Source organism: Corallococcus sp. AB038B, from assembly GCF_003668955.1.
In the GTDB taxonomy this organism is placed as follows: domain Bacteria; phylum Myxococcota; class Myxococcia; order Myxococcales; family Myxococcaceae; genus Corallococcus; species Corallococcus exiguus.
This window is the reverse complement of record NZ_RAWO01000013.1, coordinates 117,414-139,957: the sequence shown is the minus strand read 5'-3', so window position 1 is coordinate 139,957 and position 22,544 is coordinate 117,414. Positions and strand designations below refer to the sequence as shown.

The window sequence follows — 22,544 nt, the reverse complement described above, 5'->3', positions numbered from 1 at the left end:
CGGTCTCGCGTACCACCCCACTCGGGCGCGGTGTGGCCCACGAAGGTCTGCTCGTCCATGAAGCGTTCTCGCCAATCCCTGATGTCAGGCGTCCTGAGCCTTACCGGCTGCGTGGCGCTGTCCCTCTCCGGCTGCAAGGTGCCGGAGGCCGACGCGGCGGAATCAAAGTCTCCGCCCAAGAAGGCGCCCACCGCCAACGTGGTGCCGGTCTCCGCCACCGCGCCCGCGGAGCCCGCGAAGGCCCGCACGCCGTTCGCCGCGGCTCGCGAGGCGTTCGAGCGCAACTCCGTGAACGCCAACCCCTTCGCTGACAACAACGGCAGCATTCCTCCGTCCTGGCAGTACTCGGGCCCGATGTTCAGCCTGAGCCACGACTATCCGCAGACGCCCGTGGCGCCGCCCGCCAATCCGCCGTGGATCGCCGCGCTCAGGGGGCAGCCCATCTCCAAGGCGAACGCGCTCGCGTACGTCAACGCGCTGAAGGCCTACATCGCGCCGTCCATGCAGACGCTGCTCTACAGCTATCCCCGGTGGGATGCGGCGAAGGAGGGTTGGTACAACGAGCCGTGGCTCGCCTCCATCCGCGAGAGCATCCACGGCACGTACGTGGGCTCCGAGTTCCCCGCGGCCACCTTCGCCGCGTCCGGCCTCAAGGTCGACATGACGACGTACGTGCTGACCTACTACGACAAGGTGGCGGCGTCCGCGCTGGGGCAGGTGTGGGGCAAGACGGCCATGAGCCCCACGCTCACCAACACCTCCGCGCAGTTCCCGGAAGGGTCCATCGTCATCAAGGTGGCGTTGACCAGCGCGCTGGCGAAGGACTGGCCGGTGATGCAGGGCGCGTCGCTGTGGCCCGTCTACGTGCCGCCGCCCAACGGGCCCACGGGCGCGAAGCCGGTGACGATGAACGCGTCGATCATGCAGTTCGACATCATCGTCAAGGACACGAAGTCGTCGCCCAAGACGGGCTGGGTGTTCTCCACGCTCGTCTACGACATGCGAGTGCCGGGCAGCCCCTGGGACAAGATGATCCCCTTGGGCGCGATGTGGGGGGATGATCCCAACGTCAACTCCACGCTGAACCCGGGCACGCCGCTGCAGGAGACGGTCATCAACCCGGCGGCGCCCGCGTACTCCACGGCGACGCTGGGGTGGGGTGGCCGTCTGTCCGGTCCGAACGACGGCGCGGTGGTGGCACCGGCCTCCATCAACGGTCAGATTGTTCCGGCCGTGCAGGCCTCGTCGTGCATGAGCTGCCACAGCGTGGCGGAGTGGCCCATGAAGACGTTCCTGCTGCCCACCACCACGATGCCGCCGACGGTCGTGGGTGACGCGCTGGTCCTCGAGCAGCCCGGTTCCGCGGCGTGGATGAAGTGGTTCCAGAACAACCCGGGCAACGTGCCGCTGGATCCCGGGACGGTGCCCATGGACTTCGACATGGTGTTCGCCTTCAAGTCGCTGCCCGCGTGGCAGGCGGCGACGCAGGGCAACAGCGGCATGAAGGCCTTCGAGGCCGTCGACCTGCTCCGCGGCACGCAGCCCGTCAACCCCCGCGACCTCAAGTACAACGGCCAGTAGGCCTGTGTTTTCCGGGAGGACCCCATGCCCATTTTCGACAAGGCCATCATCGGCGCCGGTGGCGGTGCCATGTATTACCTCGATGCGCGCATGGGGTCCGACCTCACGTCGGACGTCCGGGAGCAGTTCAAGAAGCAGTTCGGGAAGATCAAGAACGAGGAGGCTCGCAAGAAGGCGCTGAAGCACCTGCTGTTCGTCGGTGACAAGGACATCGACATGCAGAAGGCCCCGGAGGACAAGTCGCTCCTGGACCTCACGTCCAATCGCGCCGTGCTCAAGAACACGGTGCTCATCGGCATGAGCAATCCGTGGCACATCGGCAAGAACGACCGGTACACGGGGCGAGGCGGCAACTACGTCGTCAATCACACCCGCCAGGTCATCAGCACCCGGCCGCTCTCTTCCTTCAAGAACACCCAGTCCCGGAGCACGGTGAAGGACGAGTGGGAGAAGGTCTTCAACACGAGTGACCCCGTGGGCGGAGAGGATGTCCTGTTCGAGCAGTCCCAGGGCTACACGACCCGCGAGAGCTTCAAGGACGAGTGGTTGAACGTCATCGGCCGCGCCATGAACCGGGGCCTGACCCGTGTCTGGGGCAACGTGACGAAGATCGAGTGGAAGGCGGACGACGACGAGAACAAGGCGCACTTCGAGATCACCTTCACGCCGATGAAGTCCGAGAAGGTGCGTGACCCCATCAAGGCCCGCGAGTTGCTCCTGATGACGGGCAACGGGAGTTACCTCAAGCCCACGGAGGCCAACGGCATCAAGGTCCCCAAGGGGTGGGAGCGGGACCGGCGGATCATGGACATGGATCAGCTCATGCGCTTCCTCGTGGTGAACGGGAAGAAGCGCAAGCGGATCGTCGTCCAGGGTGGGAACGCGGCGATCGACGCGGTCGAACAGGCCATCCGCTATGGCCATGAGGTGCACTGGCTGGTGCGGTCCGGCGTGAACATCCTCGCCAACTCCCTGCTCGTGCACGCGCCCAAGATCGCCAAGAGCGGGACCTATGTGAATCAGTCCGTCACGTCGCAATTCAAGAAGGGGGTGAGCCTGGCGGAGGTCGCGAGCACCAGCAGCACGCAGCTCCGCGTGCAGGCCTACTCGCTGGAGGATGAGAAGACGGGCAAGGGCGAGAACGAAGTCATCACGAAGAAGAAGACGCTCGTCACGGACATCCAGGACGTCGACATCTACGTCTACTGCATCGGCCAGGAGGTGAATGACAGTCCTTCGGGGGTGGCGAAGCTGCTGGTCAGCAGCGACCTCCTCAAACCGAAGGGCAGGGGGGTCGACGAGTCAGAGCTGGAGCTCATCTGCGACGAAGGCTGGCTCTTCCGGAGCCTGTCGCAGCGCGAGAACTCCGTGAAGGAGGCCGCCATCGGGCTCCGGAAGAGGTTCTCGGAGCGATGCCGCATCGACGTCCTGGGCGCGGCTTCTTTCATGCTGGTCTCGCCCCAGGGAAATCTCGGGAGCAAGCTGAAGCCCCTGACGAACTATCAGATTCAATCCGTCGCGGACGTGCGCCAGTTGGCGGCGCTCAAGGACGTGATGCGGGCGTACTGCAACACCCTGAGCGGCGCCTCGCTGGATCCGAAGAACGTCAACTTCCTGGGTGGCACGAAGAACGAGATCGCCGCCTTCATCGCCATGCACCACGAGTTCATCCCCCCGGTCGTCGCGGACGAACTCACGCACTTCCTCATGCGCGTGCGGACCCGCGAGGAGTTCACCAACGGCTACACCGGGGACGAGATGACGGACATCCGGGACGCACTGAAGGGGATCGACGACTACTTCAAGACCCATGAAGAGGTCCGGACGTTCCTCGAAACGAAGATGACCCAGGTGGTGATGGACTACCGGAAGCTCATGCTCGCTCCGTTCCAGGAGGAGATCTCCACCCTGAAGTGGGCAGACATCCTCCGGGAGGACTGAGCCGGACCGCCTTCACACTATCCTGACAGACGGCTGTCACAGCGGGGGCATAGCGTGGCTTCATGACCCCGAACGCCTTGCCACCCCTGACCCTGCTGGAGCTGGCTGACACCGGCCTGCCGGGCATCGAGAGCTACTCGCCCTTCTGCCTCAAGGCCCACCGGGCCCTGAAGTACGCGGGGCTGCCCTACGCGCGAGGCTGCGCGGACAACCCGGCCTCGCACCGCGCGCACAATCCCACGGGACAGGTGCCGGTGTTGTTGGTGGGGGCGGAGGCGGTGCCGGACTCCACGGCCATCCTCGCGCGCATCCAGCAGCTGGCGCCGGGCCGCATCGACGCGTCGCCGGAGGCGCTGCTCTGGGAGGAGCTGGCGGACACGTCCCTCAACGGCTTCCTGGTCGCCTCGCGCTGGGCGGATGACCGCAACTGGCCCCGGACACGCGCCACGTTCTTTCACTTCATGCCGGCGCCGGTGCGCGCGGTGGTTCCGACGCTGATTAGGCGCAAACAGGTGGAGCGGTTGGTGGCAAGGGATGTCTGGCGCGCGGGGCCGGAGGCGTGCTGGCGCCGGTTCGGGGCGCTGTTGGATCAGCTGGATGCGCGGGCGCCGGAGCAGGGCTTCTGGTTGTCAGGGGCGCTAAGCGTGGCGGACCTGGCCCTGTTCGGGCAGTTGCACAGCTTCCGGACGCCGCTTACGCCCTGGCAGGGTGCGGAGGTGGATCGGCGCGAGCGGTTGAGCGCATGGCTCGGACGGGTGGATGTGGCGACCCGGACCGCGAGCGTGCCCCTGCGCGCAGCGAGCTGAGTGCTTCCGATGGCCAGCTCACCGGACGAAGCCGGCCACGGGACTTTCGAAGACCTTGCTCACGACGTTCATGGTCCGGAGCCAGGCATGTGCCTCCTCGCCAAGCCGCCCGTAGACGCGCACGTCCACGGGCTTCGCGACACCGAGGAGCGCCTTGAACTCCGGCCACCCGGAGATCCTCCGGATGTGCTCCATGACCTGGTGCGAGTCCGCGAACGTGATGACCGCGCCGACCTCCGTGTCGTCAGGCCGGGCGTGGAACTGGATGCTGAGCAGGCTGCTCACGCCTTCGGTCTCCAGACGCTGTACCGCGGCCTGCAGGGTGGCGGTGAAGAGAGGGAAGGGCGCCGTCCGTTCGAGCACCTCCACGAGGGTGATCCGCTCACGGGCTGCTGGGTCCATCCGCATGTTCCTTTCTTCGAAACTTCCCCTGGGGGCGAGCCACACGCTAGGGAGTGGGCCCGGAGGGGTCCATGGCCTTTCGAGTCCAGCTCGCTGTCCTGATCCTCGCCTTGCTCGGTGCGTGTGCTGCCCCAAGGGGCAGGGTGCGGCTGGATACGGGCGAGGGGGCACCCATCGAGTACAGCCCGCCTGCTCCCGTCCGGGCCGTGACGGTGGGGGAGGGTGCCTTCGAGAAGGCGCTGACCGAGCTGGTTCTGGTCACACCCTTGCGCCTCCGGGCTTCACGGCCGGGTGAATGGGTCCGCGCTTCCTACTCCCGAGGACCGCAGGTGTCGGACCGTGCCTTCGGGGGCTTCTGCGAGCCGGGACTTCGTAGGGGCGACTGCATCTCGTTGCTCGAAGACGTGATGGGACTGAGTGACTGGGACAAGTTCGGCGTGGCGCTGGCGCTGTCCCTCGACCCACTCAAGGAGAGCATCTCCCGGGCCGTGGAGGAGACGCTGGCGCCGCAGCTTTTCTACTCGATGATCGCCACGGGCCTCGTGACCTGGGCGGCGCTGGCCGCCAATCCCGAGCCTGCCTTCACCAAGGCCGCCGCGGTCATCTCGGCGCTGCTGCTGATCTACCTGGGCGCGGAGACGTTCCTGGAGCTGATTGACGCGAGCCAGGAGCTGAAGCTCGCGACGGACGGGGCCACCACCTGGAAGGAACTGGATGCATCCGGGCAACGCTTCGCCACCCGGGTCGGTCCATCCATCGCGCGAGTCCTGGTCCTCGCGGTCACGGTCGCGGTGAGCCATGGCATGACCGGTGGCGCGTCGTTGCTGGCGGCCCGGCTTGCGACGCTGCCGAATTTCCCGGGAGGCGCGGCGGTGGCCTCACGAGTTGGCGTCAACGTCGCGGGCCTTGAGCAGGTGCGGGCGGTGTCCGTCTCGGGCGGAGTCATCACGCTCTCGCTTCCGTCCACGGTGGTTGCCATGGCGGCCAAGGGGCGCGGAGCACCACCGGCCGGTGCGAGTTCCTGGGGCTCCTTCAGTGCCCTCAAGCGGGCCAGAGGCCCTGCGGGTCCCGGGAAGCAGTGGCACCACATCGTCGAGCAGACGGACGGCAACGTGCGGCGCTTCGGACCCCAGGCCCTGCACAACACCGATAACGTGATCGCGATCGACGAAGCCACCCATCAACGGATCAGTGCGTACTATTCATCGAAGGAAGTCGCTCTTACGGGAGTGCACACGATTCGCCAATGGTTGAGCAGCCAGTCCTTCCAGGCTCAACGAGACTTCGGCATGAAGACCCTCATTCGCTTTGGAGCCATTCCTTGAGTGCCCGCAAGTTCCAGAAGGCCAGCAACGAAGAGCTCGTCCAGTGGTACGCGGAGGGCTCCATCGCATACGAACAAGCGCTAAAGGCTGCGGACTCGCGGTCCGCCAATCGTGCCGCCGACAAGATCTCTGGAGCATACCGAGAGCTTCGGAACCGTGATGCGACGTCCCAGCTCCTTCCCCTTCTCCAGAACGAGAACGAAACCGTCCGAACCAACGTTGCGGCCCATGCCCTGGAGTTCGCTCCCGAGTTCGGCGAACCCGTACTGCTCTGGGTCTCTAAGCGTCCGGGGCGCAATGGGCTCGCTGCAGAATACGCACTCAAGCACTGGCGAGAGGGCACGCTCAAATTCCCGTGAGCGCGCCTGCCGGCGCTCAGTTCTCACCGGGACTTCAGCATGACCGTCCGTCTGCGCTACGAAGTCGTTTCGTGAGTACCCGCAGGTTCCAGAAGGCCAGCATCGAAGAGCTCGTCCAGTGGTACGAGGAGAGCGCCATTGCACACGGACAGGCCTTGGATGCTGCGGACTCGCGGTCCGCCAATCGTGCTGCCGACAAGATCATCGGGGCCTACCGGGAACTTCGGAGCCGTGGCGCGACGTCCCAACTCCTTCCCTTGCTTCAGAGCAAGAACGAATCAGTGCGTTCCCACGTCGCGGCCCACGCGCTGGAATTCGCTCCCGAGTTCGGCGAGCCGGTACTGCTCTGGATCGCGAAACGTCCAGGGTTCAATGGGATCGCTGCGTTCTACGCGCTCAAGTCCTGGCGAGAGGGCACGCTCAAGTTCCCCTGATCAGGGTCCGATCGCGCGGGGAACGGGCTCCTGTTCCGCATCCGGGAAGACCTGCCGTGCTGCGTCCACCGTGTTGCGCAGATACTGAAGGTAGCTGGCCGAGCCTCCGATGCTGGCACCGGGATCCTGGCGCTGAAGTTCCTCGAAGAAGCGCTCTCCATACCGGTCCAGTGTGAGCCGGAGGACCGCGAGCCGGAGCACCGCGGCCGTCTCACTGGAGTCCCGCGAAAGCAAAGCCAGCGCCTGGATGTGGTGGCGCACGTCCAGGTGTCCCGCGAGGGAGACCGCAGCCACCCACTCGTTCGCGCACTGCTCCGGATTTTCTTCCGCGACGAGGGGGGCGTAGTTCGTCCAGGCATCTCCACAGAGCGGATCCATCTGGAAGGCTTCGCGAAGGCCCGCCTTTCGTGCCTCGGGCTCGGAGAGCCGTGAGGCCTCGGCGGCGCGCATGGAGGCCCGCCGCACCTGACGGTGTCCCTCGCCAAAGTCCTGTTGGATCAGGGGCGTGATGTATTGGCGCAACACGCGGGCCGCGTCCAACCGGCTGTTTCCGTCAAACCACTGTGCATAGAGCCGCGACGCCGTGTCGAAACCTCGCAGCGCGAAGTGCGCATCCGCGAGCAGCCCCGTGGCGAGCGGATCGTCACCTCGCTCCACGAGCCGCTCGGCACAGGCCCGGGCCTGTCGCGGACAGCCACGCGAAAGCAGGGCACGCACCTGGTCGTGCGGCCCGAGGCCCGAGGCGAGCGGGGGCGTTCGTGGGCGGAGCGTCATTCGGACTTCAAGGCGGCATCCAAGGCCTGCCGGATGAGTGGCCGGGCAAGCTCACGAACATGTGCGGACAGCCGCTCCTCGCTCGCCGGATCCAGGGCCTGACACGCGGTCGGGAAGGCCAACTCCAGGTCCACCCGGACATCCAGCTCCACCTCGCTCAACACGGCCTCGGCATCGTCGCGCCCGCACTTCGAGAGGGCACTGGAGATCCGCGCGGGATTCACCAGTCGTGAGGACCAGTCCTGAAGCTCCGTGAAGGACAGCCGCTGGTGGGCATCCCAGGCCGTGCTCTCGTCGAAGCGGGCCTCGTTGAACTCCTCGATCTTCCGCTTGAACGCTACGCGCTGCCCCGGTGCCACGGGCTGCTCACTCTTGATGACGAGCCCCTCCGCATGGTTGTCGGCCAACGGCGGCAGGCCCAGCATCGCCGGGAGTCGCGTCAGCGCTCGCGTGGGCGCGGCTTCCATCTGCGCCCGGGTTCCTCGCGCCACGAGGGGAGGGACGAGCACCCCGGCGGCCTTCGCGGCCGTCTCCACGTCGCGATGCGAGAGCATCACCCCTTCGTCCTCGTCCGACCGGGCCACGAGGATATCGAACAGCACCCAGTGCAGGCCCGGCGCGTACCAGATGCCCGTCTGGACCGGCATCATTCCAGGCACGGCCGGGACCTCCGGGTGGGGATAGCGGCCTCCCAACAGCTCCCCGTACAGATAGACGCGCGCCTCGGTGAGCCCCAGCGTCCGGACCGCCTCCAGTGCCGCGTTGCTCAAGGACAGGCGCAACAGCTGCCATCCAAAGAAGGAGTCCCCCTCCTCGAGCCAGGCCTTGCGCTTGCCAAAGTGCACCGTCCCGTCCTGCACGCCCAGGACGAGCTGCGCGCCATGGAGCTTCTCCAGTGCCACCCAGCTCCCGGAAGGACTGGCCTGCCCCCGTGCATCACCCGCGGAGGACATCTTCAGGAAGGGTCGGAATCGCATGGCCTCAGTTTCCGCCGAGGTCCCCCAGATTCAAACCGTAGGGATCCGTCGTCGTCCGCCTCGGTGCCGGCTCCGGTGCTCCCGGCTCCAGCGGGGCCACGCGGATCAACCCCGCGGCCCTCAGCCGATCCACGGACCGTGACGCGGCCAACTCGCCCATCGCCGCCGTGCGCAACGCCTGACGGATGCTCCGGCTGCCCCTCAGCTTGGAATAGAGATACAGGTCGTCCGCCGTCAGATCCGCCGGGGCAGGGCGGGGGATGGGCTCAAACACCAGCCTCCCGTCCAACGCGAACAGCGCATCACTCAACGCCAGCGTCAGCCCCACCTCCGCCTCGCGGTACAGCGCGTGCGCCTCCGGCACCGGCCCTCGCTCCAACACCTGCGCCGCCAACGCCACCGCCAGGTCGTACTTTCGCGACGACAGGAACGCTCGCACCAGCGCCAACAGCTCCGTGAACTCCGTGGACTCACCCACCGTGAGGCCCGTCGCTCGGTGCGGCGCCAGCGCTCCCCGCCGGTACAGGTGCAGCACCCAGCGCGCCGCGAACAGCGGGGCCTCCCTCGCGCTCGCCAGCAGTTCGCCCAGCGTCGCGCCTCCGGCCGCCAGGTCCAGGAGCACGTCCTCCTCCTCGGAGAACGTCTCCACCGCGAACTCGCGGAACACGCGGAACGTCGTGTCCAGGCGCGGGAAGATGTCCCTGAACTGCGCCCACTCCTGCACCCTCGCCACCGCGTCCCGGTGCAGCGTGCTCAATGGCAGCCGCAGGCCCACCGCCCGCCCGGACAGGGGCAGCCCCGGCGTGAACTCCACCTCGCCCGACTCCCAGGCGTAGCAGTCGAACAGCGCCTCGCGCGCCTTGTGCTCCATGGCCTCCGTCAGCTGCGACAGCTCCACGAAGCAGCGCTGCACCAGGAACGTGCCGTAGGGCAGGTTCGCCCCTTCCGCCGCCTCGAACGCCGCCGCCGCCCGGGGCGCGTCCAGGATGCGCAGGTTCACCAGCACCTGCGCCAGGTGCTCCCTTGGATCCGTGGAGGCCACTCCCACCAGGTGCCCGTCCCGCAGGTAGAACTCCCGGCGCACCGCGCCCCGCTCCACCCTCAGCGTCCCCTCCACTCCAGGCGTCGCGAACAGCGGGGGCAACACCAACTGGAGCCGGTAGCTGGCCAGGTTTCCTGTGAACGCTTCCATCCGTGGGCGCCCTCCAAGGCACGTCGCATGCTGCGCCGGCCGCCAGGGTACCTGGGAGACTTGAGACGTCTCAACCCCCTGAAACTGCTGGGTTTTTATTGCCGGGGCGAAATGTTCCAGGGAAGCCGGGCGCGCGAGTGTCAGGCATTGGAAGGGCCCACCCGTCCCAACGGAAGGTTGCAGCATGACGGCGGGTGTGCGAACGAGCCGTGTCCTCCACCCGTCATTGGGAGCGCGAATCGCGATGCGGATTCTCTCAGGCGTCCAGTCGTCCGGAAAGCTGCACATCGGCAACTATTACGGGGCGATGCGGCAGTTCGTGCAGCTCCAGGATCAGGGCGAGGCCTACTACTTCATCGCCAACTACCACGCGCTCACCACCGTCCGGGACCCGAAGCTCGCGCTGGAGCTGACCCGCGACGCGGCGCTCACGTACCTGTCGCTGGGCCTGGATCCGAAGAAGGCCGTCCTCTTCCGCCAGAGCGACGTGAAGGAAGTGCTGGAGCTCAACTGGATCCTCGGCACCGTGGTGCCCCAGGCCCACCTGGAGCGCGCCCACAGCTACAAGGACAAGGTCGCCCGCGGCATCAGCGCGGACTTCGGCCTCTACGCGTACCCCGTCCTCATGTCCGCGGACATCCTGCTCTACAGCGCGGATCAGGTGCCGGTGGGCAAGGATCAGATTCAACACATCGAGTTCGCGCGCGACTGGGCCGTGAAGTTCAACACCCAGTACGTCCCCGGCTACGACCCGGCGGATCCAGAAGGGAAGGAGCGGGGCCACGCGCCCGGCATCCTCAAGCTGCCCTCCGCCTTCGTGCAGGAGAACGCCGCCACCGTGCCCGGCATCGACGGACAGAAGATGTCCAAGTCGTACGGCAACACGCTGGAGCTGTTCGGCGAGGAGAAGGACATCAAGAAGCGCATCATGTCCATCAAGACGGACTCCACGCCCGTGGACGCGCCCAAGCCCACCGTGGACGCGCCGCTGTATGACCTGCTCAAGCTGATGCTCCCGCCCGGCGAGTTCTCCGACGTGGACGCGTCCTGGAAGGCCGGCGGCAAGGGCTACGGCGACTTCAAGAAGAAGCTCCTGGAGGCCTTCCACGTCACCTTCGGCCCCGCCCGCCAGCGCCGGCAGGAGCTGCTCAACGACCCGGGCGAGCTGGAGCGCATCCTCGCGGACGGCGCCGACCGCGCCCGGGCGGAAGCCACCCGCCTGATGGATCAGGTGAGGCGGGCAGTGGGAATCCCCTGAACGCCCGTTCCTGTTCAAATGTTTGACCCCCCTGGGAGGCATTGCTAAGGAGGTCTGTCCCCCCGGCGCGCGCTAAAGGCCGGAAATTCGGACCCTTTCGCATGACGAAGTTCCCATCCCCCCAGAAGGACGCCGGCCGGTGAGCGAAGGTCGCAAGCCCCCACCGCCGGACGACCTCCCGCCGGACCCCGACGGGGAGGGATTGCCGCGCACGCCCGGAGACGCCTTCCGGGTGGCGCTGCCCAACTTCGAAGGTCCCCTGGACCTGCTGCTCCATCTCATCAAGGAGCACCGGGTTGACATCTTCGACATCCCGCTGGCGCTGATTACCGGCAAGTACCTCGAGTACCTGGAGCGGATGCGGGAGCTGAACCTGGACATCGCCGGGGAGTTCCTGGTGATGGCCTCCACGCTCGCCCACCTCAAGAGCCGCATGCTCCTGCCCCGGCAGGACGCGGCCCAGGTGCCGGAAGGGGCGGACGCGCTCGCGGCGGTGGAGGAGGCGCAGGACCCTCGCGCGGAGCTGGTGCGCCGGCTGTTGGAGTACCAGAAGTACAAGGACGCCGCGGAGCACCTGGCCAAGCAGGACATCCTGGACCGGGACGTGTTCGCCCGGAAGGTGCCCGTGGAGGCGGTCCCCATCCCCGAGGACGAGGTGGGGCTCCAGGAGATTTCCGTCCTGAAGCTGGTGGAGGCGCTCGACCGGGTGCTCGAGCGGCTGACGCCCAAGGTGCAGCACGAGGTGGTGCTGGAGCGCGTCAGCCTGTCCGAGGCCATCCTCCGGTTGGCGGAGCGGGTGAAGAAGGACGGGCAGGTGGTGTTCGAGGCGCTGTTCACGGAGGCGGCCACGCGCCAGGAGGTGGTCATCACCTTCATCGCCATGCTGGAGATGGTGAAGCGCCGCCTCATCAAGGTCTTCCAGGAGGAGCCCCTGGGCCCCATCCAGGTGACGCCCAACGGGGACGCGCTGGAAAAGCTCATCCCCACGGAGGTCGACGAGAGTGACTACCGGTAACGGTCCCGACGACGGTGACGAGACGCCCGCCCCCGGCACGCCCGGCGGCCCCGGACAGTTCTCCGAGGAGGAGATCGCCGCGGTCACCGGCCCTGGCCCGGACGACGCGGAGCTGGACGGGGTGGAGGCGGCCGCCATCGAGGAGGACTCGGACGACGCCGAGAACGTCCCGGATCTCCAGTCCTCCTTCGAGAAGCTGCTCGCCAAGAGCCGCAACCTCTCCCCGGACCGCATCCGCACGGTGCTGGAGAGCGTGCTCTTCGTCGCCGAGCGCCCCCTGTCCGTGGACGAGCTCTACCAGGCCACCGGCATCCCCAGGGATCCCATCCTCCAGGCACTGGATCAGCTCTCCGGCATCCACCGCGAGGGCATCAGCGGCGTCGTCCTCTACGAGGTGGCGGGCGGGTGGCAGTTCCGCACGGACCCCCACTCCGCGGAGTACGTCCGAAGATATCTCCGGGTGAAACCGCAGCGGCTCACCCGCGCGGCGGTGGAGACGCTGGCCATCATCGCGTACCGGCAGCCCGTCACCCGGCCGGAGCTGGAGGACATCCGCGGCGTGGACTGCGGCGCGGTGCTCAAGGCGCTGATGGACCGCAAGCTGGTGAAAATCCTGGGCAAGCGGGAAGAAGTCGGCCGCCCCATTCTTTATGGAACCACGCGCGAGTTCCTGGAGTTCTTCGCGCTGAAGGACCTCTCCGCGCTGCCCACGCTCCGTGAATTCCATGAATTGACCCAGGAGCACCGGGAAATCGTGGAGAAGGAGGCGGCTCCGCCGGTACCGGTGGCGTCGGGGACGGTGGCGGCGCTGTCGGACCCGAACTTCACGAAGCGGATGGAGAAGAACGAGGCGGCCAGCGAGGCGGCCTTGGAGGAGCTGGAGGAGGCCATGGCCGCCGCGGAGCGGAGCCAGAAGGTCAGCGCCAGCATCCTGGAAAGCCCCCCTTCGCCCGAGAAGGGTGATAGCGAGGGCCCCAAGCCCGAGTGATGGGCGGCAACTGGAAGAAGGCACGGAATGGCGGCGGAACGTTTGCAGAAGTACCTGGCTCGCGCGGGAGTTGCTTCGCGCCGGCACGCGGAAGAACTCATCACCTCCGGTCGCGTCGGAGTGAACAACGAGACGGTGACGGAGCTGGGCAGCCGGGTGGAGCCCGGAGTGGACCTGGTGACCGTGGATGGGAAGCTCGTCACGCCGCCGGAAGAGTCGTCCTACTACCTGCTGTACAAGCCCGTGGGCGTCGTGACGACGCTGTCGGATCCGCAGGGCCGGCCCACGGTGGCCAGCTATGTGGAGGAGACGGGCCGCCGCCTGTTCCCCGTGGGACGTCTGGACTACGACGCCGAAGGGGCGCTGCTCTTCACGGATGACGGCGCGCTGGCGCACAAGCTCACGCACCCGAGCTTCCAGGTGCCGCGCACGTACCTGGCGAAGGTGAAGGGCGTGCCGGACTTCCCCACGCTGGAGAAGCTGCGCGGTGGCGTGCGGCTGGAAGACGGCATGGCCACGCCGGTGTCCGTGGACATCTTCGAGAAGGCCGAGCGCAACACCTGGCTGAAGATCGTCGTGGCGGAAGGTCGTCCGCACCTCATCAAGCGCCTGTGCGCGGCGGTGGGGCACCCGGTGGTGCGCCTGTTCCGTCCGAACTACGCGGGCGTGGGCGTGGAAGGGCTGCGCCCTGGCGAGCTGCGGCCGCTGAAGGTCGCGGAAGTGCTGCAGCTCACGGAGGTGGCGGAAGGCCGTGCGCAGCCGGCGTCCTCGGACCTGAAGCTGCCGCCGCGCCGTCACGGGCGTTCGGCGCCGGGCTTCGGCGGGGCGGAGGACGACGACATCGAGCTGTCGATGGACGACGACGCGCCGGCCGCGCCGCGCAAGACGGAGCGCGCCGCGAAGAAGGCTCCGACGGGGCCGAAGACTCGCGAGGCGCGTCCGGAGCGCAAGGAGTGGAAGGGCGTGCAGGACGGCGGCACGCGTCCGCCGAAGTTCGCGAAGCGCGGGGCGACGCTGGAGACGGACAACGACGCGGATCTGGATGACGTGCCGACGTTCGACGACGACGGTGACGAGGCGGAGTCGGACGTCGCCGAGGGAGCCACCTACGGCAAGGCCGCGCGAGGCGCGGGCCGTACCGGCAAGCCCGAGGGTGAGCGTGCCCCCCGTGGCGCCGCGCGGTTCGGCAAGCCGGCCGGTGCGGGTCGTTCCGAGGGTGATGCGCCGCGCGGTGGTAGCCGGTTCGGCAAGCCGGCGCGTGGTGGTGACGAGGGCGGTGCTCCTCGCGGTCGCAGCTTCGGCAAGCCGGCGGGCCGTGGCGGTGACGAGGGCGGTGCTCCTCGTGGTCGCAGCTTCGGCAAGCCTGCCGGTGCGGGCCGTTCCGAGGGCGGTGCCCCTCGCGGTCGCAGCTTTGGTGACGAGGGTGGTGCTCCTCGCGGTCACAGCTTCGGCAAGCCCGCGGGTCGCTTCGGTGACGAGGGCGGCGCGCCTCGCGGTCGCAGCTTCGGCAAGCCCGCCGGTGCGGGTCGTGGCGGTGACGAAGCTCCTCGCGGTCGCAGCTTCGGCAAGCCCGCGGGCCGCTTCGGTGACGAGGGTGGTGCGCCTCGCGGTCGCAGCTTCGGCAAGCCTGCCGGTGCGGGCCGCTTCGGTGACGAGGGTGGTGCGCCTCGCGGTCGCAGCTTCGGCAAGCCTGCCGGTGCGGGCCGTGGCGGTGACGAGGGCGGTGCTCCTCGCGGCCGCAGCTTCGGCAAGCCCGCGGGCCGTTTCGGTGACGAGGGTGGCGCGCCTCGCGGCCGCAGCTTCGGCAAGCCGGCCGGTGCGGGTCGGGGTGGTGACGAAGCTCCTCGCGGTCGCAGCTTCGGCAAGCCCGCGGGCCGCTTCGGTGACGAGGGTGGTGCTCCTCGTGGCCGCAGCTTCGGCAAGCCGGCGGGCCGCTTCGGTGACGAGGGCGGTGCTCCTCGTGGTCGCAGCTTCGGCAAGCCCGCTGGTGCCGGTCGCTCCGAGGGCGGTGCCCCTCGCGGTCGCAGCTTCGGTGCAGAGGGCGGTGCTCCTCGTGGTCGCAGCTTCGGCAAGCCCGCCGGCCGCTTCGGTGCAGAGGGCGGTGCTCCTCGCGGTCGCAGCTTCGGCAAGCCCGCCGGTGCGGGCCGTGGCGGTGACGATCGCGCCCCGCGGGGTCGCTCCTTCGGAGACGAGGGCGGCGCTCCTCGTGGCCGCAGCTTCGGCAAGCCCGCCGGTGGTGGCCGTTTCGGTCGTGAAGAGGGCGGCGCTCCTCGTGGCCGCAGCTTCGGCAAGCCCGCCGGTGCCGGTCGCTCCGAGGGTGGTGCTCCTCGTGGCCGCAGCTTCGGCAAGCCCGCCGGCCGCTTCGGTGCGGAGGGCGGTGCTCCTCGCGGTGGTGCCCGCTTCGGCAAGCCCGCCGGTGCAGGCGGTGCTGCTCGCGGAGACCGTCCCGAGCGTCGCGAGTGGAAGCCCCGGGGTGAAGACTCTGGCAGCCGGTCTCGCGGCGGCGGTGAGTCCTCGTCCAGCGCCTCCGGCGAGCGCATCGTTCGCGCGGGCGTGAAGAAGGGCCCCCCGGGCGAGCGTGGAGGGGCAGGCCGTCCGCCCCCCCGTGGTGGCCGCTCCCGCTAGAACACCCCTCCTCCTGGGTCGCTCCGTCGGTGGGCGGCCCGGGAGGGCGTTGATATAACCGCCGCCTACCTCCAGCGTCCGCCGCTCCGGGAGAACGATGCGAATCCGCGTGCGACCCCTCTTCCTCGCCCTGACCCTCCTCGTCGGGTGCAACGGCAACCGGGATCAGCTCCTCGCGGAGATCCAGGACCCACGTCCCGAAACCCGCGCCGCCGCCGTGCGGAAGCTGGCCGAGCAGAACAACGCGGACGACCTGGTCCTCTTCACCCGCGCCGCCAAGGACCTCTCCGCCTTCGTCCGCGGTGAAGCCGCCAGCGCGCTCGGGGAGAGCCAGGACCCGCGCGTCGTGGATCTGCTCGGAGAGCTCCTGGAGGATCCGGACGAGGCCGTGCAGGGCCAGGCCGCATTGGCGCTCGCCAAGGTGAAGAACGACAAGGCCAAGGCGTACCTCACGCTCCAGTACGGACGTCGGGGCCGCGCCACGCGCCAGGTCATCGTCCAGGCCCTCAAGAGCACCAACGTCCCCGGCGCCATGGCCTCCGTCGTCGCCGCCGAATCCAAGGGCCTCTGGGACCGCAACCTCCTGGCCCTGACCGAAGGCGTGCTCCCGGAACGCGTGGGCGCCGCGGAAGAGCTGGGCAAGAGCGGCCGCCCGGAGGCGGTGAACCGGCTGCTCCCCATGGTGCGTGACAGCCAGGTCATCCTCGCCGCCGCAGCCGTGCGCGGGCTGGGCGACGCGGGCGACACCCGCGCGGTGGCCCCCATCGCGCTGCTCCTCGACGAGAGCTTCCCGGAGCTTCGCGAGTCCGCCATCGGCGCGCTGATGAAGCTTCAGGATCCGACGGCCGCGACGAAGCTCCAGGCCGTGGCGGTGGAGAAGAGCTCGGTGAGCCCGCTGGCCACCGACGCCATCCTGACCTTCCCGCGCACGCCCGCGACGGACGCCGCGCTGTGCGCCATCGCGCTCGACGGCGCCCGGGATGAGGCCCTCGACGCCGCCCGCGCCATGCGTTCGCGAGGCGGCTGCCCGGCGGACCCCATCGCGGACCGGCTGTCGCGCCCGGCCTCCGCGGCTTCAGGGCTCCAGGCGGTGACGGGCCTGGGCCCGGCGGCGCAGGCGCTGCTGCCCAAGGTGACGCCGTGGCTGAACCAGCCGGACGCCGGGCTGCGCACGCTCGCGGTGGAGGCGGTGACGCACGTAGGTGATGCCTCCGTGGTGCCCGTCATCCAGAAGCTCTACGAGCAGGAGGTCGCCGGGCTCACGGCGCTGCGCGCGGATTGGATCCCGCAGGCGCTGCCGCGGAAGTACGCCGCGGACCTGGACCCGTCGGCCCCGCGTCCAGAGGTGGCGAAGGCGAAGGAAGACAACCGGTCGTCCAAGCACGCGCAGCTCTTCGAGCGGCTCCAGGCGCTCAACGCGGCCCGCGCCAAGGAGGCCGGGCGCGTGGTGGTGCCTCCGCGAGTCCCCTCGGAGCTGAGCGACGACGTGGAGCCCGCGAAGCTGCAGCCGCTGGCCACGCTGCTCACCGCGCTGGGTGCGCTCAAGGCTCCCGGAGCGCTGGAAATCCTCAAGGGCTACACGGACGACGCGAGCCCGGTGCTGCGCGCGGCGGCGCTGGTGGGGCTCGCGTCCGTGGGGCCTGAAGGCATCGAGGTGACCCGCACGGCGCTGCTGGAGCCCGACCGCGAGCTGCAGAAGACGCTGGCGTTGGCGCTTGCGGAGCAGGGTGAGGCCGGGCAGCTCGCGCTGGTGGCATCGCTGCCGAAGATGGGCAGCGAGAAGCTGGTGGTCCTGGATGCGCTGACGCGCGTGGGGCCGCCGCCGGCGTCCGCGTCGGAGGCGTTGCAGGGCGTGGTGAAGGAGGGTGGGGCGGAGGCGGCGCTCGCGGCGCAGCTCCTGGGGCGGATGGGCGCGAAGGACGCGGTGCCCACGCTTCTCAAGGCGCTGGACGACTCCAACAGCGTGGCCCGGCGCGACGTGCTGCTGGCGCTGGGCGTCATGGGCGACGCGAAGTCCGCGGAGGTGGTGGGGCGGGACCTGTACCACGACCTGCCGGAGATCCGGGCCGCGGCGGCCACGGCGCTGCGCAAGATGAACACCGGCGCGCAGGCCGAGCCGCTGGACGCGCTGAAGGGCGACTACTTCCGCGAGGTCCGCGTCGCGGCGGGGGCCTCGATGACGAAGGAAGGCACGGCGGCTGGCGGGGCGCAGTGAATGGAGTCGCGCGCGCTCAAGGACAAGGCGACGGAGGCCTTCGGCAAGGGCCGCTTCGCCAAGGCCGCCGAGCTGTACGAGGACTACTGCCAGGCCGAGCCGAAGGACCACCAGAGCCGCTTGCGCATGGGGGATGCGTGGTCCAAGGCCGGTCAGCGTGACCGCGCCGTCTCCGCGTACCAGTCCGCGGCGGAGGGCTTCGCGAAGGAGGGCTTCCTCCCGCGCGCCATCGCCGCGAGCAAGCTGATCCTCGAGCTGGATCCGGCTCACCAGGGCGTGCAGCAGATGCTCGCGGACCTGTACGCGCGAAGGGGCACGCCGGCCACGTCCAGGCCGAAGCCGAAGGACGCCGCGCTCCCATCCAGTCCGGCGAGCCTCATCACCCCTCGGGAGGTTCCGCCCGAAGCCACCAGCCCCAGGCCCGTGCCCCCCGAGCCGTTGGCGGCCGGCGGTGCCCCGGTGGACCTGTCGGATGCGCTCCCGCCCGAGCAGGCCCTGTCGAACGCGCCCATCGCGGATGACACCGAGGTGGTCCTCTCCGTCGAAGTCGAGCTCGAGCCCACGCAGGACGAGCCCCAATCGCCACCGGTGACCGAAGCCGTCGCGCCGCCACCCGCCGTCCCTGCACCCACGGGCCAGTCCGTTCGAGTCGCACCGCCGTCCCCATCTCCCATGCCCGAGCTTCCCCAGATCCGGACGCCCAGCGGACGCTGGCAGGCGCTCGCGCCGCCCATCACGGGCCCCGAAACCACGCCGGCCCCCACCGCGCCAAAGCCTCCCGCACAGGCCGCGCCCCCGGGCCTGCGCCCCCGCCGCGTCGACACGCCCTCCAAGCCCACGGCCACGGTCGCCGCCGGAGCCTCCGTGGTGCCCACCACCGCCGGAGCCCCGGAGCCCTGGCGCGCGTCCCTGAGCGTCTCCAGCTTCACGGAGCTGGAGATCGAAGCGGACTCGCTGCTGCACGCGGTGGAGCTCGCGGCCCAGAGGGGACTGGCCGAACACGCGCCGGAGGAGGAGCCCGTCTACGAGCTGACCGAGGAGGCCGGGCCCGGCACCTGGGACGCGCTGCCGTCCATCCCGCTCTTCTCCGACCTGCCGCGCGACGCGTTCATCCAGCTCTTCGAACGCTGCCCGCTGCGGCGCTTCGGCCCTGGCGAGCGCATCCTCGCGCAGGGCTCGCACGGCGACGCCTTCTACGTCATCTGCGAAGGCAACGTGCGCGTCTTCCGCGAGGAGGACGGCCGCCGCCAGGACCTGGCCACGCTGGAGGTCGGCGCCTTCTTCGGCGAGATGGCGCTCCTGTCCGGAGCCCCGCGCGCCGCCTCCGTGGAGTCCGCGTCCGACGACACGCAGGTGCTCGAAATCTCCGCCGCCGTCCTGGCCACGCTCTCGCGCAGCCATCCGCCCGTGGCGAAGGCCCTCAAGAAGTTCTGCCGCGAGCGGCTCCTCGCGAACGTGATGAACAGCTCCGCGCTGTTCCGTCCCTTCAACCGCAAGGATCGCCGCAACCTGGTGGAGCGCTTCCGGGCCCGCGACGTGGAGCGCGGCGAAGTCATCATCCGCGAAGGCGACGCCACGGACGGCCTCTACGTCGTCCTCTCCGGCGAGGTGGAGGTCCACAAGGGTGGGCAGCGGCTGTCGAGCCTGAAGGAAGGGGACCTGTTCGGAGAGATCTCCCTCCTGCAGAAGACCCCGGCCACCGCCACCGTGGAGGCCACGCGCCACACCACGCTGCTGCGCCTGCCGCGCGAGGACTTCGACTCGCTCATCTCCAGCCACCCCCAGGTCCTGATGCTCGTCTCGGACCTGAGCGACGAACGCCTGCGCCGCACGCAGCACGTGCTGGACAGCCAGGAGGGGACCGCGCCGGACGACGAGGACGAAGACCTCATCCTCGTCTGATCTGCCCTCGCGGGTCCCCGGCCCTCAAGCCCACCCCGCGAGTCACCTGACGCAACCAGACAGGGCGCCAGGTTGTGACGCCCGGAAGCCCCCGCTATCCTGCCCGGCATGGCTGGAGGCCAGCACGCGACAGCGGGATTGGGGCCCGACGACATCGCCGAGCTGGAAGCCATTGGCTCCGAGCCCGGCTATGACGTGTTCCTTGCCCCTGCGCGTGCCCTCGAAGGCGCCGTGGAGGAGTGCCGCTCCAACATCGCGCTCGCCTTCCACAACACCAAGCGAGGGGTGGAGAGTGTCCTCGCCCGTGAGGCGGAGGTCGCCGCGCTCCCGGGCGTGAACGTGGAGGAGCTGCGCGAACTGCCACTGCTCGCGCAGGGCCTGGCCTGGGCCGCGTTGCGCGTCCAGCGCGACATGCGGGCCAGCTCCTTCGGAACCCTCTTCGACCGCGCCCAGCAGCTGCGCCGCAAGCTGCTCAAGACCGCGGAGGCACTCGCGGAGTCCTCCTTCCTCGCCGCCGCGGACGTGGCCGCCGCTCACGGAGAGGGCCACCGCGACGTGGTGGGGGACTGCTTGGGACTCGTCGCGCTGTTCCGCAGGCACGAGGAGAAGCTCGCCGGCCGTTCCCCCGTCACCCCCGAGGACGTGAACGAAGTGGAGCGCGTAGCGCAGCAACTGCGCGCCCTGCTCGCGGCCCCGGGAGAGGCCCGCGAGGACGACAGCTCGCCGCTGCTCTTCGAGGCCACGGAGACGCGAGACCGCTTCTGGACGCTGCTCACCCGGCGCCACGACGTCCTCTGGCGCTGTGGCGCGTGGCTCTTCGGCCGGGACGTGGACATGCACGTGCCGCCGCTCCTGGCCCGCCACCCGCTGGTGCGCGCCGTCGAGCCCACGTCCATCGAACGCGCGAAGCAGCAGACGCCAGGAAAGCGCGGGGCGACCCCGATCGACTACGCCCCGGAAAGCAACGTGCGCTCCAAGGTCCGTTTCATGGTGAAGGTCGGCTTCGACTTTCCCTCCCGCTAGACACCCATGCCTTTCGACGTGAAGGACATCCTCCGGCAGCTGGAAGCCGGCTTCGCCCCGGATTCAGGCGCTCCGAAGTGGTGGCAGGAGAGCTGGGAGGATCCGGAAGGGTTCGCCGTAGCGCTTGCGGAAGCCCACGCGGGCCGGGGCGTCCCGCCACCCAAGAGCCGCCCGGGCCAGCAGTACGACTTCTTCCACGACCTCATCGTGCGCCACGTCGCGCTGGAGCGCCCCGCGTTCCGCACGCACCAGCGCATCCAGGGCTGGCAGGCCCTGGCCTACCGCACGCTGCATGACCTGGCCGCGCGCCGCGCCAGCGAGTGGGCGGATCAGGGCGTGGAGCCGGGCGCCAAGGTGTGCCTGGTGCACGGCGTGGGGCAGGAGCTGCTCCTGTCGCTCCTGGCCACGCTGAAGCTGGGGGGCTGCTTCACGCTCCTGCCGCCCATGGGCCCGCGCGCCATGGCCACCCGGCTGGAGTCCCTGACGCCGGACTTCATCGCCGCGGAACCCCACCAGCTCCCGCTCCTCAAGGGCCACGAGCAGCTGCTGCTCAAGAGCCAGGGGAGGGGAGCGCCGGGCTTCACGTCGCACACGTACAAGCCCTCGGACGTGGTGGGGCTGCTCTTCTCGCCGCTGGTGGATCCGCCGCACACGCCCGTGCCCCTCACCGCGGAGAACGCGTGGAAGGGCGCCATTGGCGACGGGATGCTCACCTTCGGCCTGTCGCCGGGGGATCTCCTCGCGGCGCCGGACTTCCCGGTGCTCCAGCACCTGCCCGCGCTCCTCTTCGCCACGCTCCTGCGCGGCGCCACGTACCTGCACCTGGAGATGGCGGACCTGGCGCTCAACCCGGCCCCGCTCCTGGAGCACCCGCTGCGCGCCCTGGGCGTCACGCCGAAGCTGCGCGACCTGCTCGTGCGCCACCGCGCATCCCTGCGCAACGTGCAGCACTGGTTCCGCAGCCCGGAGGAGCCCTTCGACGCCCAGGCGTGGCGCACCTGGGTGAAGCAGTGCGGCCTCCAGGCCGTGCCGTCCTCCAACATCCTCATCGATGCGTCCGCGGGCGGCGCGGTGCTGGCCTCGTCGCGCGGCGTGAGCGAGGCGACCACCGACGTGCACACGGACGTCTTCCCCGTCCCGGGCCGCGCGTGGACGCTGAAGGATCCGAACCAGAGCGGGCAGGGCGCTCCCACGGACGTGGGCGTCTTCACGCTCCTGCCGGACAAGGAATACCCGCCGGGTCACGTCCTGCTCGCGCGGATCCGCCAGCGCTACCACTACGCGGGCACGCTGGGCTTCCGGCACGACGGCCGCACCTACTCCGCGAAGGAGGTCACCGCCGCGCTGGAGGGCCTGCCGTTCCTCGCGGGCACCAGCGTGGTGCCGGTGTCCACCGGTGGCCTCGCCAGCCACTCCCGCTTCCTCCTCCTGGCCTTCACCGGGGCCACGCCTGCTCCCTCGTCCGGCGAGCAGGAGATAAACCGACGCATCGAAATGTTGCTGGGCGGGGATTTCCTGCCCGACCGCATCGAGTTCTTTCCGCTCTTTCCCCACCGGGTGAAGGGCGCGGTCGACGACGCGTGGTGCGCCTCGCAGTTCTTCACCGGCGCGCTACACAAGAAGGCGAAGGACCCGATGTTCCAGGCCCTCACCGCCCTGCGGGGACGACTGCTGGAAAGCTCCGCGGCTTCGGGCGAAGATGATCCGTCGCCAGCGCGCTGAAAAGG

Annotated in this window: 18 protein-coding genes; 14 read left to right on the top strand and 4 right to left on the bottom strand. The window is 69.3% G+C overall.

Annotated features, from left to right (window positions below; all coding sequences use genetic code 11):
• Positions 1 to 57: 57 nt before the first annotated feature.
• The 3 genes from D7Y04_RS34960 (at position 58) to D7Y04_RS34950 (ending at position 4,328) form a co-directional block, all read left to right on the top strand.
• A complete protein-coding gene (locus D7Y04_RS34960) occupies positions 58 to 1,581 on the top strand; it encodes a hypothetical protein (RefSeq protein WP_147477260.1) in 1,524 nt (507 codons plus the stop codon).
• Positions 1,582 to 1,605: 24 nt separating this feature from the next.
• Positions 1,606 to 3,522, top strand: coding sequence for a hypothetical protein (locus D7Y04_RS34955; RefSeq protein WP_121762131.1), 1,917 nt, complete (start codon positions 1,606 to 1,608; stop codon positions 3,520 to 3,522).
• Positions 3,523 to 3,584: 62 nt separating this feature from the next.
• A complete protein-coding gene (locus D7Y04_RS34950; RefSeq protein WP_121762130.1) occupies positions 3,585 to 4,328 on the top strand; it encodes a glutathione S-transferase family protein in 744 nt (247 codons plus the stop codon).
• 18 nt (positions 4,329 to 4,346) lie between these two features.
• On the opposite strand, the gene D7Y04_RS34945 is transcribed toward D7Y04_RS34950, so the two are convergent.
• Positions 4,347 to 4,730, bottom strand: a complete 384-nt coding sequence (locus D7Y04_RS34945) for a hypothetical protein (RefSeq protein ID WP_121762129.1) — start codon at positions 4,728 to 4,730, stop codon at positions 4,347 to 4,349.
• A 71-nt stretch (positions 4,731 to 4,801) separates the two neighbouring features.
• Here D7Y04_RS34945 and D7Y04_RS34940 point away from each other — a divergent pair, with 71 nt between their 5' ends.
• The 3 genes from D7Y04_RS34940 (at position 4,802) to D7Y04_RS34930 (ending at position 6,848) form a co-directional block, all read left to right on the top strand.
• Entirely contained in the window at positions 4,802 to 6,055 is a 1,254-nt protein-coding gene (locus D7Y04_RS34940) for a hypothetical protein (RefSeq protein WP_121762128.1), read from the top strand.
• Complete coding sequence (locus tag D7Y04_RS34935) at positions 6,052 to 6,414, top strand: DUF2019 domain-containing protein (RefSeq protein WP_121762127.1); 363 nt, start codon at positions 6,052 to 6,054, stop codon at positions 6,412 to 6,414. Before D7Y04_RS34940 ends, D7Y04_RS34935 begins: the two co-directional genes overlap by 4 nt.
• A gap of 71 nt (positions 6,415 to 6,485) precedes the next feature.
• Complete coding sequence (locus D7Y04_RS34930) at positions 6,486 to 6,848, top strand: DUF2019 domain-containing protein (RefSeq protein WP_121762126.1); 363 nt, start codon at positions 6,486 to 6,488, stop codon at positions 6,846 to 6,848.
• Here the strand turns inward: D7Y04_RS34930 and D7Y04_RS34925 are convergent, their stop codons facing one another.
• From D7Y04_RS34925 to D7Y04_RS34915, 3 genes are read right to left on the bottom strand one after another with little or no spacing between them, the layout of a single operon-like run.
• Entirely contained in the window at positions 6,849 to 7,622 is a 774-nt protein-coding gene (locus D7Y04_RS34925) for a hypothetical protein (RefSeq protein WP_121762125.1), read from the bottom strand. It abuts the gene before it with no gap.
• Entirely contained in the window at positions 7,619 to 8,599 is a 981-nt protein-coding gene (locus tag D7Y04_RS34920) for an RNA ligase family protein (RefSeq protein ID WP_121762124.1), read from the bottom strand. The genes D7Y04_RS34925 and D7Y04_RS34920 overlap by 4 nt, the downstream gene beginning before the upstream one ends.
• Positions 8,600 to 8,603: 4 nt before the next feature.
• On the bottom strand, positions 8,604 to 9,791 hold the full coding sequence (locus D7Y04_RS34915; protein ID WP_120597714.1) for a DUF4388 domain-containing protein: 1,188 nt from the start codon (positions 9,789 to 9,791) through the stop codon (positions 8,604 to 8,606).
• Between the two features lie 244 nt (positions 9,792 to 10,035).
• Between D7Y04_RS34915 and trpS the strand changes: the two genes are divergently transcribed.
• The 8 genes from trpS (at position 10,036) to D7Y04_RS34875 (ending at position 22,539) form a co-directional block, all read left to right on the top strand.
• Positions 10,036 to 11,049 carry a tryptophan--tRNA ligase gene (gene trpS / locus D7Y04_RS34910; RefSeq protein ID WP_121762123.1) on the top strand — a complete coding sequence of 338 codons (1,014 nt, stop codon included), beginning with the start codon at positions 10,036 to 10,038 and terminating at the stop codon, positions 11,047 to 11,049.
• Between the two features lie 202 nt (positions 11,050 to 11,251).
• A complete protein-coding gene (locus D7Y04_RS34905; protein WP_167548464.1) occupies positions 11,252 to 12,064 on the top strand; it encodes a ScpA family protein in 813 nt (270 codons plus the stop codon).
• The gene (gene scpB / locus D7Y04_RS34900; RefSeq protein WP_121762122.1) at positions 12,051 to 13,052 is read left to right on the top strand and encodes an SMC-Scp complex subunit ScpB; all 1,002 of its coding nucleotides are present in this window, start codon (positions 12,051 to 12,053) and stop codon (positions 13,050 to 13,052) included. The genes D7Y04_RS34905 and scpB overlap by 14 nt, the downstream gene beginning before the upstream one ends.
• 27 nt (positions 13,053 to 13,079) lie before the next feature.
• Entirely contained in the window at positions 13,080 to 15,677 is a 2,598-nt protein-coding gene (locus tag D7Y04_RS34895; protein WP_121762121.1) for a pseudouridine synthase, read from the top strand.
• 97 nt (positions 15,678 to 15,774) lie between these two features.
• Positions 15,775 to 17,892, top strand: a complete 2,118-nt coding sequence (locus D7Y04_RS46850) for a HEAT repeat domain-containing protein (RefSeq protein WP_121762120.1) — start codon at positions 15,775 to 15,777, stop codon at positions 17,890 to 17,892.
• A complete protein-coding gene (locus D7Y04_RS34885) occupies positions 17,893 to 19,794 on the top strand; it encodes a cyclic nucleotide-binding domain-containing protein (RefSeq protein ID WP_121762119.1) in 1,902 nt (633 codons plus the stop codon).
• 108 nt (positions 19,795 to 19,902) lie between these two features.
• A complete protein-coding gene (locus D7Y04_RS34880) occupies positions 19,903 to 20,817 on the top strand; it encodes a hypothetical protein (protein ID WP_147454792.1) in 915 nt (304 codons plus the stop codon).
• Positions 20,818 to 20,823: 6 nt separating this feature from the next.
• A complete protein-coding gene (locus D7Y04_RS34875) occupies positions 20,824 to 22,539 on the top strand; it encodes a long-chain fatty acid--CoA ligase (protein ID WP_121762118.1) in 1,716 nt (571 codons plus the stop codon).
• The last annotated feature ends 5 nt before the right edge of the window (positions 22,540 to 22,544 follow it).

Bases quoted from the DNA above. Each gene is read 5' to 3' on its own strand.
- D7Y04_RS34925 (WP_121762125.1), bottom strand. From the start codon at position 7,622: ATGACGCTCCGCCCACGAACGCCCCCGCTCGCCTCGGGCCTCGGGCCG.
- D7Y04_RS34940 (WP_121762128.1), top strand. From the start codon at position 4,802: ATGGCCTTTCGAGTCCAGCTCGCTGTCCTGATCCTCGCCTTGCTCGGT.
- D7Y04_RS46850 (WP_121762120.1), top strand. From the start codon at position 15,775: ATGCGAATCCGCGTGCGACCCCTCTTCCTCGCCCTGACCCTCCTCGTC.
- D7Y04_RS34885 (WP_121762119.1), top strand. From the start codon at position 17,893: ATGGAGTCGCGCGCGCTCAAGGACAAGGCGACGGAGGCCTTCGGCAAG.
- D7Y04_RS34915 (WP_120597714.1), bottom strand. From the start codon at position 9,791: ATGGAAGCGTTCACAGGAAACCTGGCCAGCTACCGGCTCCAGTTGGTG.
- D7Y04_RS34955 (WP_121762131.1), top strand. From the start codon at position 1,606: ATGCCCATTTTCGACAAGGCCATCATCGGCGCCGGTGGCGGTGCCATG.
- D7Y04_RS34880 (WP_147454792.1), top strand. From the start codon at position 19,903: ATGGCTGGAGGCCAGCACGCGACAGCGGGATTGGGGCCCGACGACATC.
- D7Y04_RS34950 (WP_121762130.1), top strand. From the start codon at position 3,585: ATGACCCCGAACGCCTTGCCACCCCTGACCCTGCTGGAGCTGGCTGAC.
- D7Y04_RS34895 (WP_121762121.1), top strand. From the start codon at position 13,080: ATGGCGGCGGAACGTTTGCAGAAGTACCTGGCTCGCGCGGGAGTTGCT.
- trpS (WP_121762123.1), top strand. From the start codon at position 10,036: ATGCGGATTCTCTCAGGCGTCCAGTCGTCCGGAAAGCTGCACATCGGC.
- D7Y04_RS34960 (WP_147477260.1), top strand. From the start codon at position 58: ATGAAGCGTTCTCGCCAATCCCTGATGTCAGGCGTCCTGAGCCTTACC.
- D7Y04_RS34945 (WP_121762129.1), bottom strand. From the start codon at position 4,730: ATGGACCCAGCAGCCCGTGAGCGGATCACCCTCGTGGAGGTGCTCGAA.
- D7Y04_RS34920 (WP_121762124.1), bottom strand. From the start codon at position 8,599: ATGCGATTCCGACCCTTCCTGAAGATGTCCTCCGCGGGTGATGCACGG.
- D7Y04_RS34875 (WP_121762118.1), top strand. From the start codon at position 20,824: ATGCCTTTCGACGTGAAGGACATCCTCCGGCAGCTGGAAGCCGGCTTC.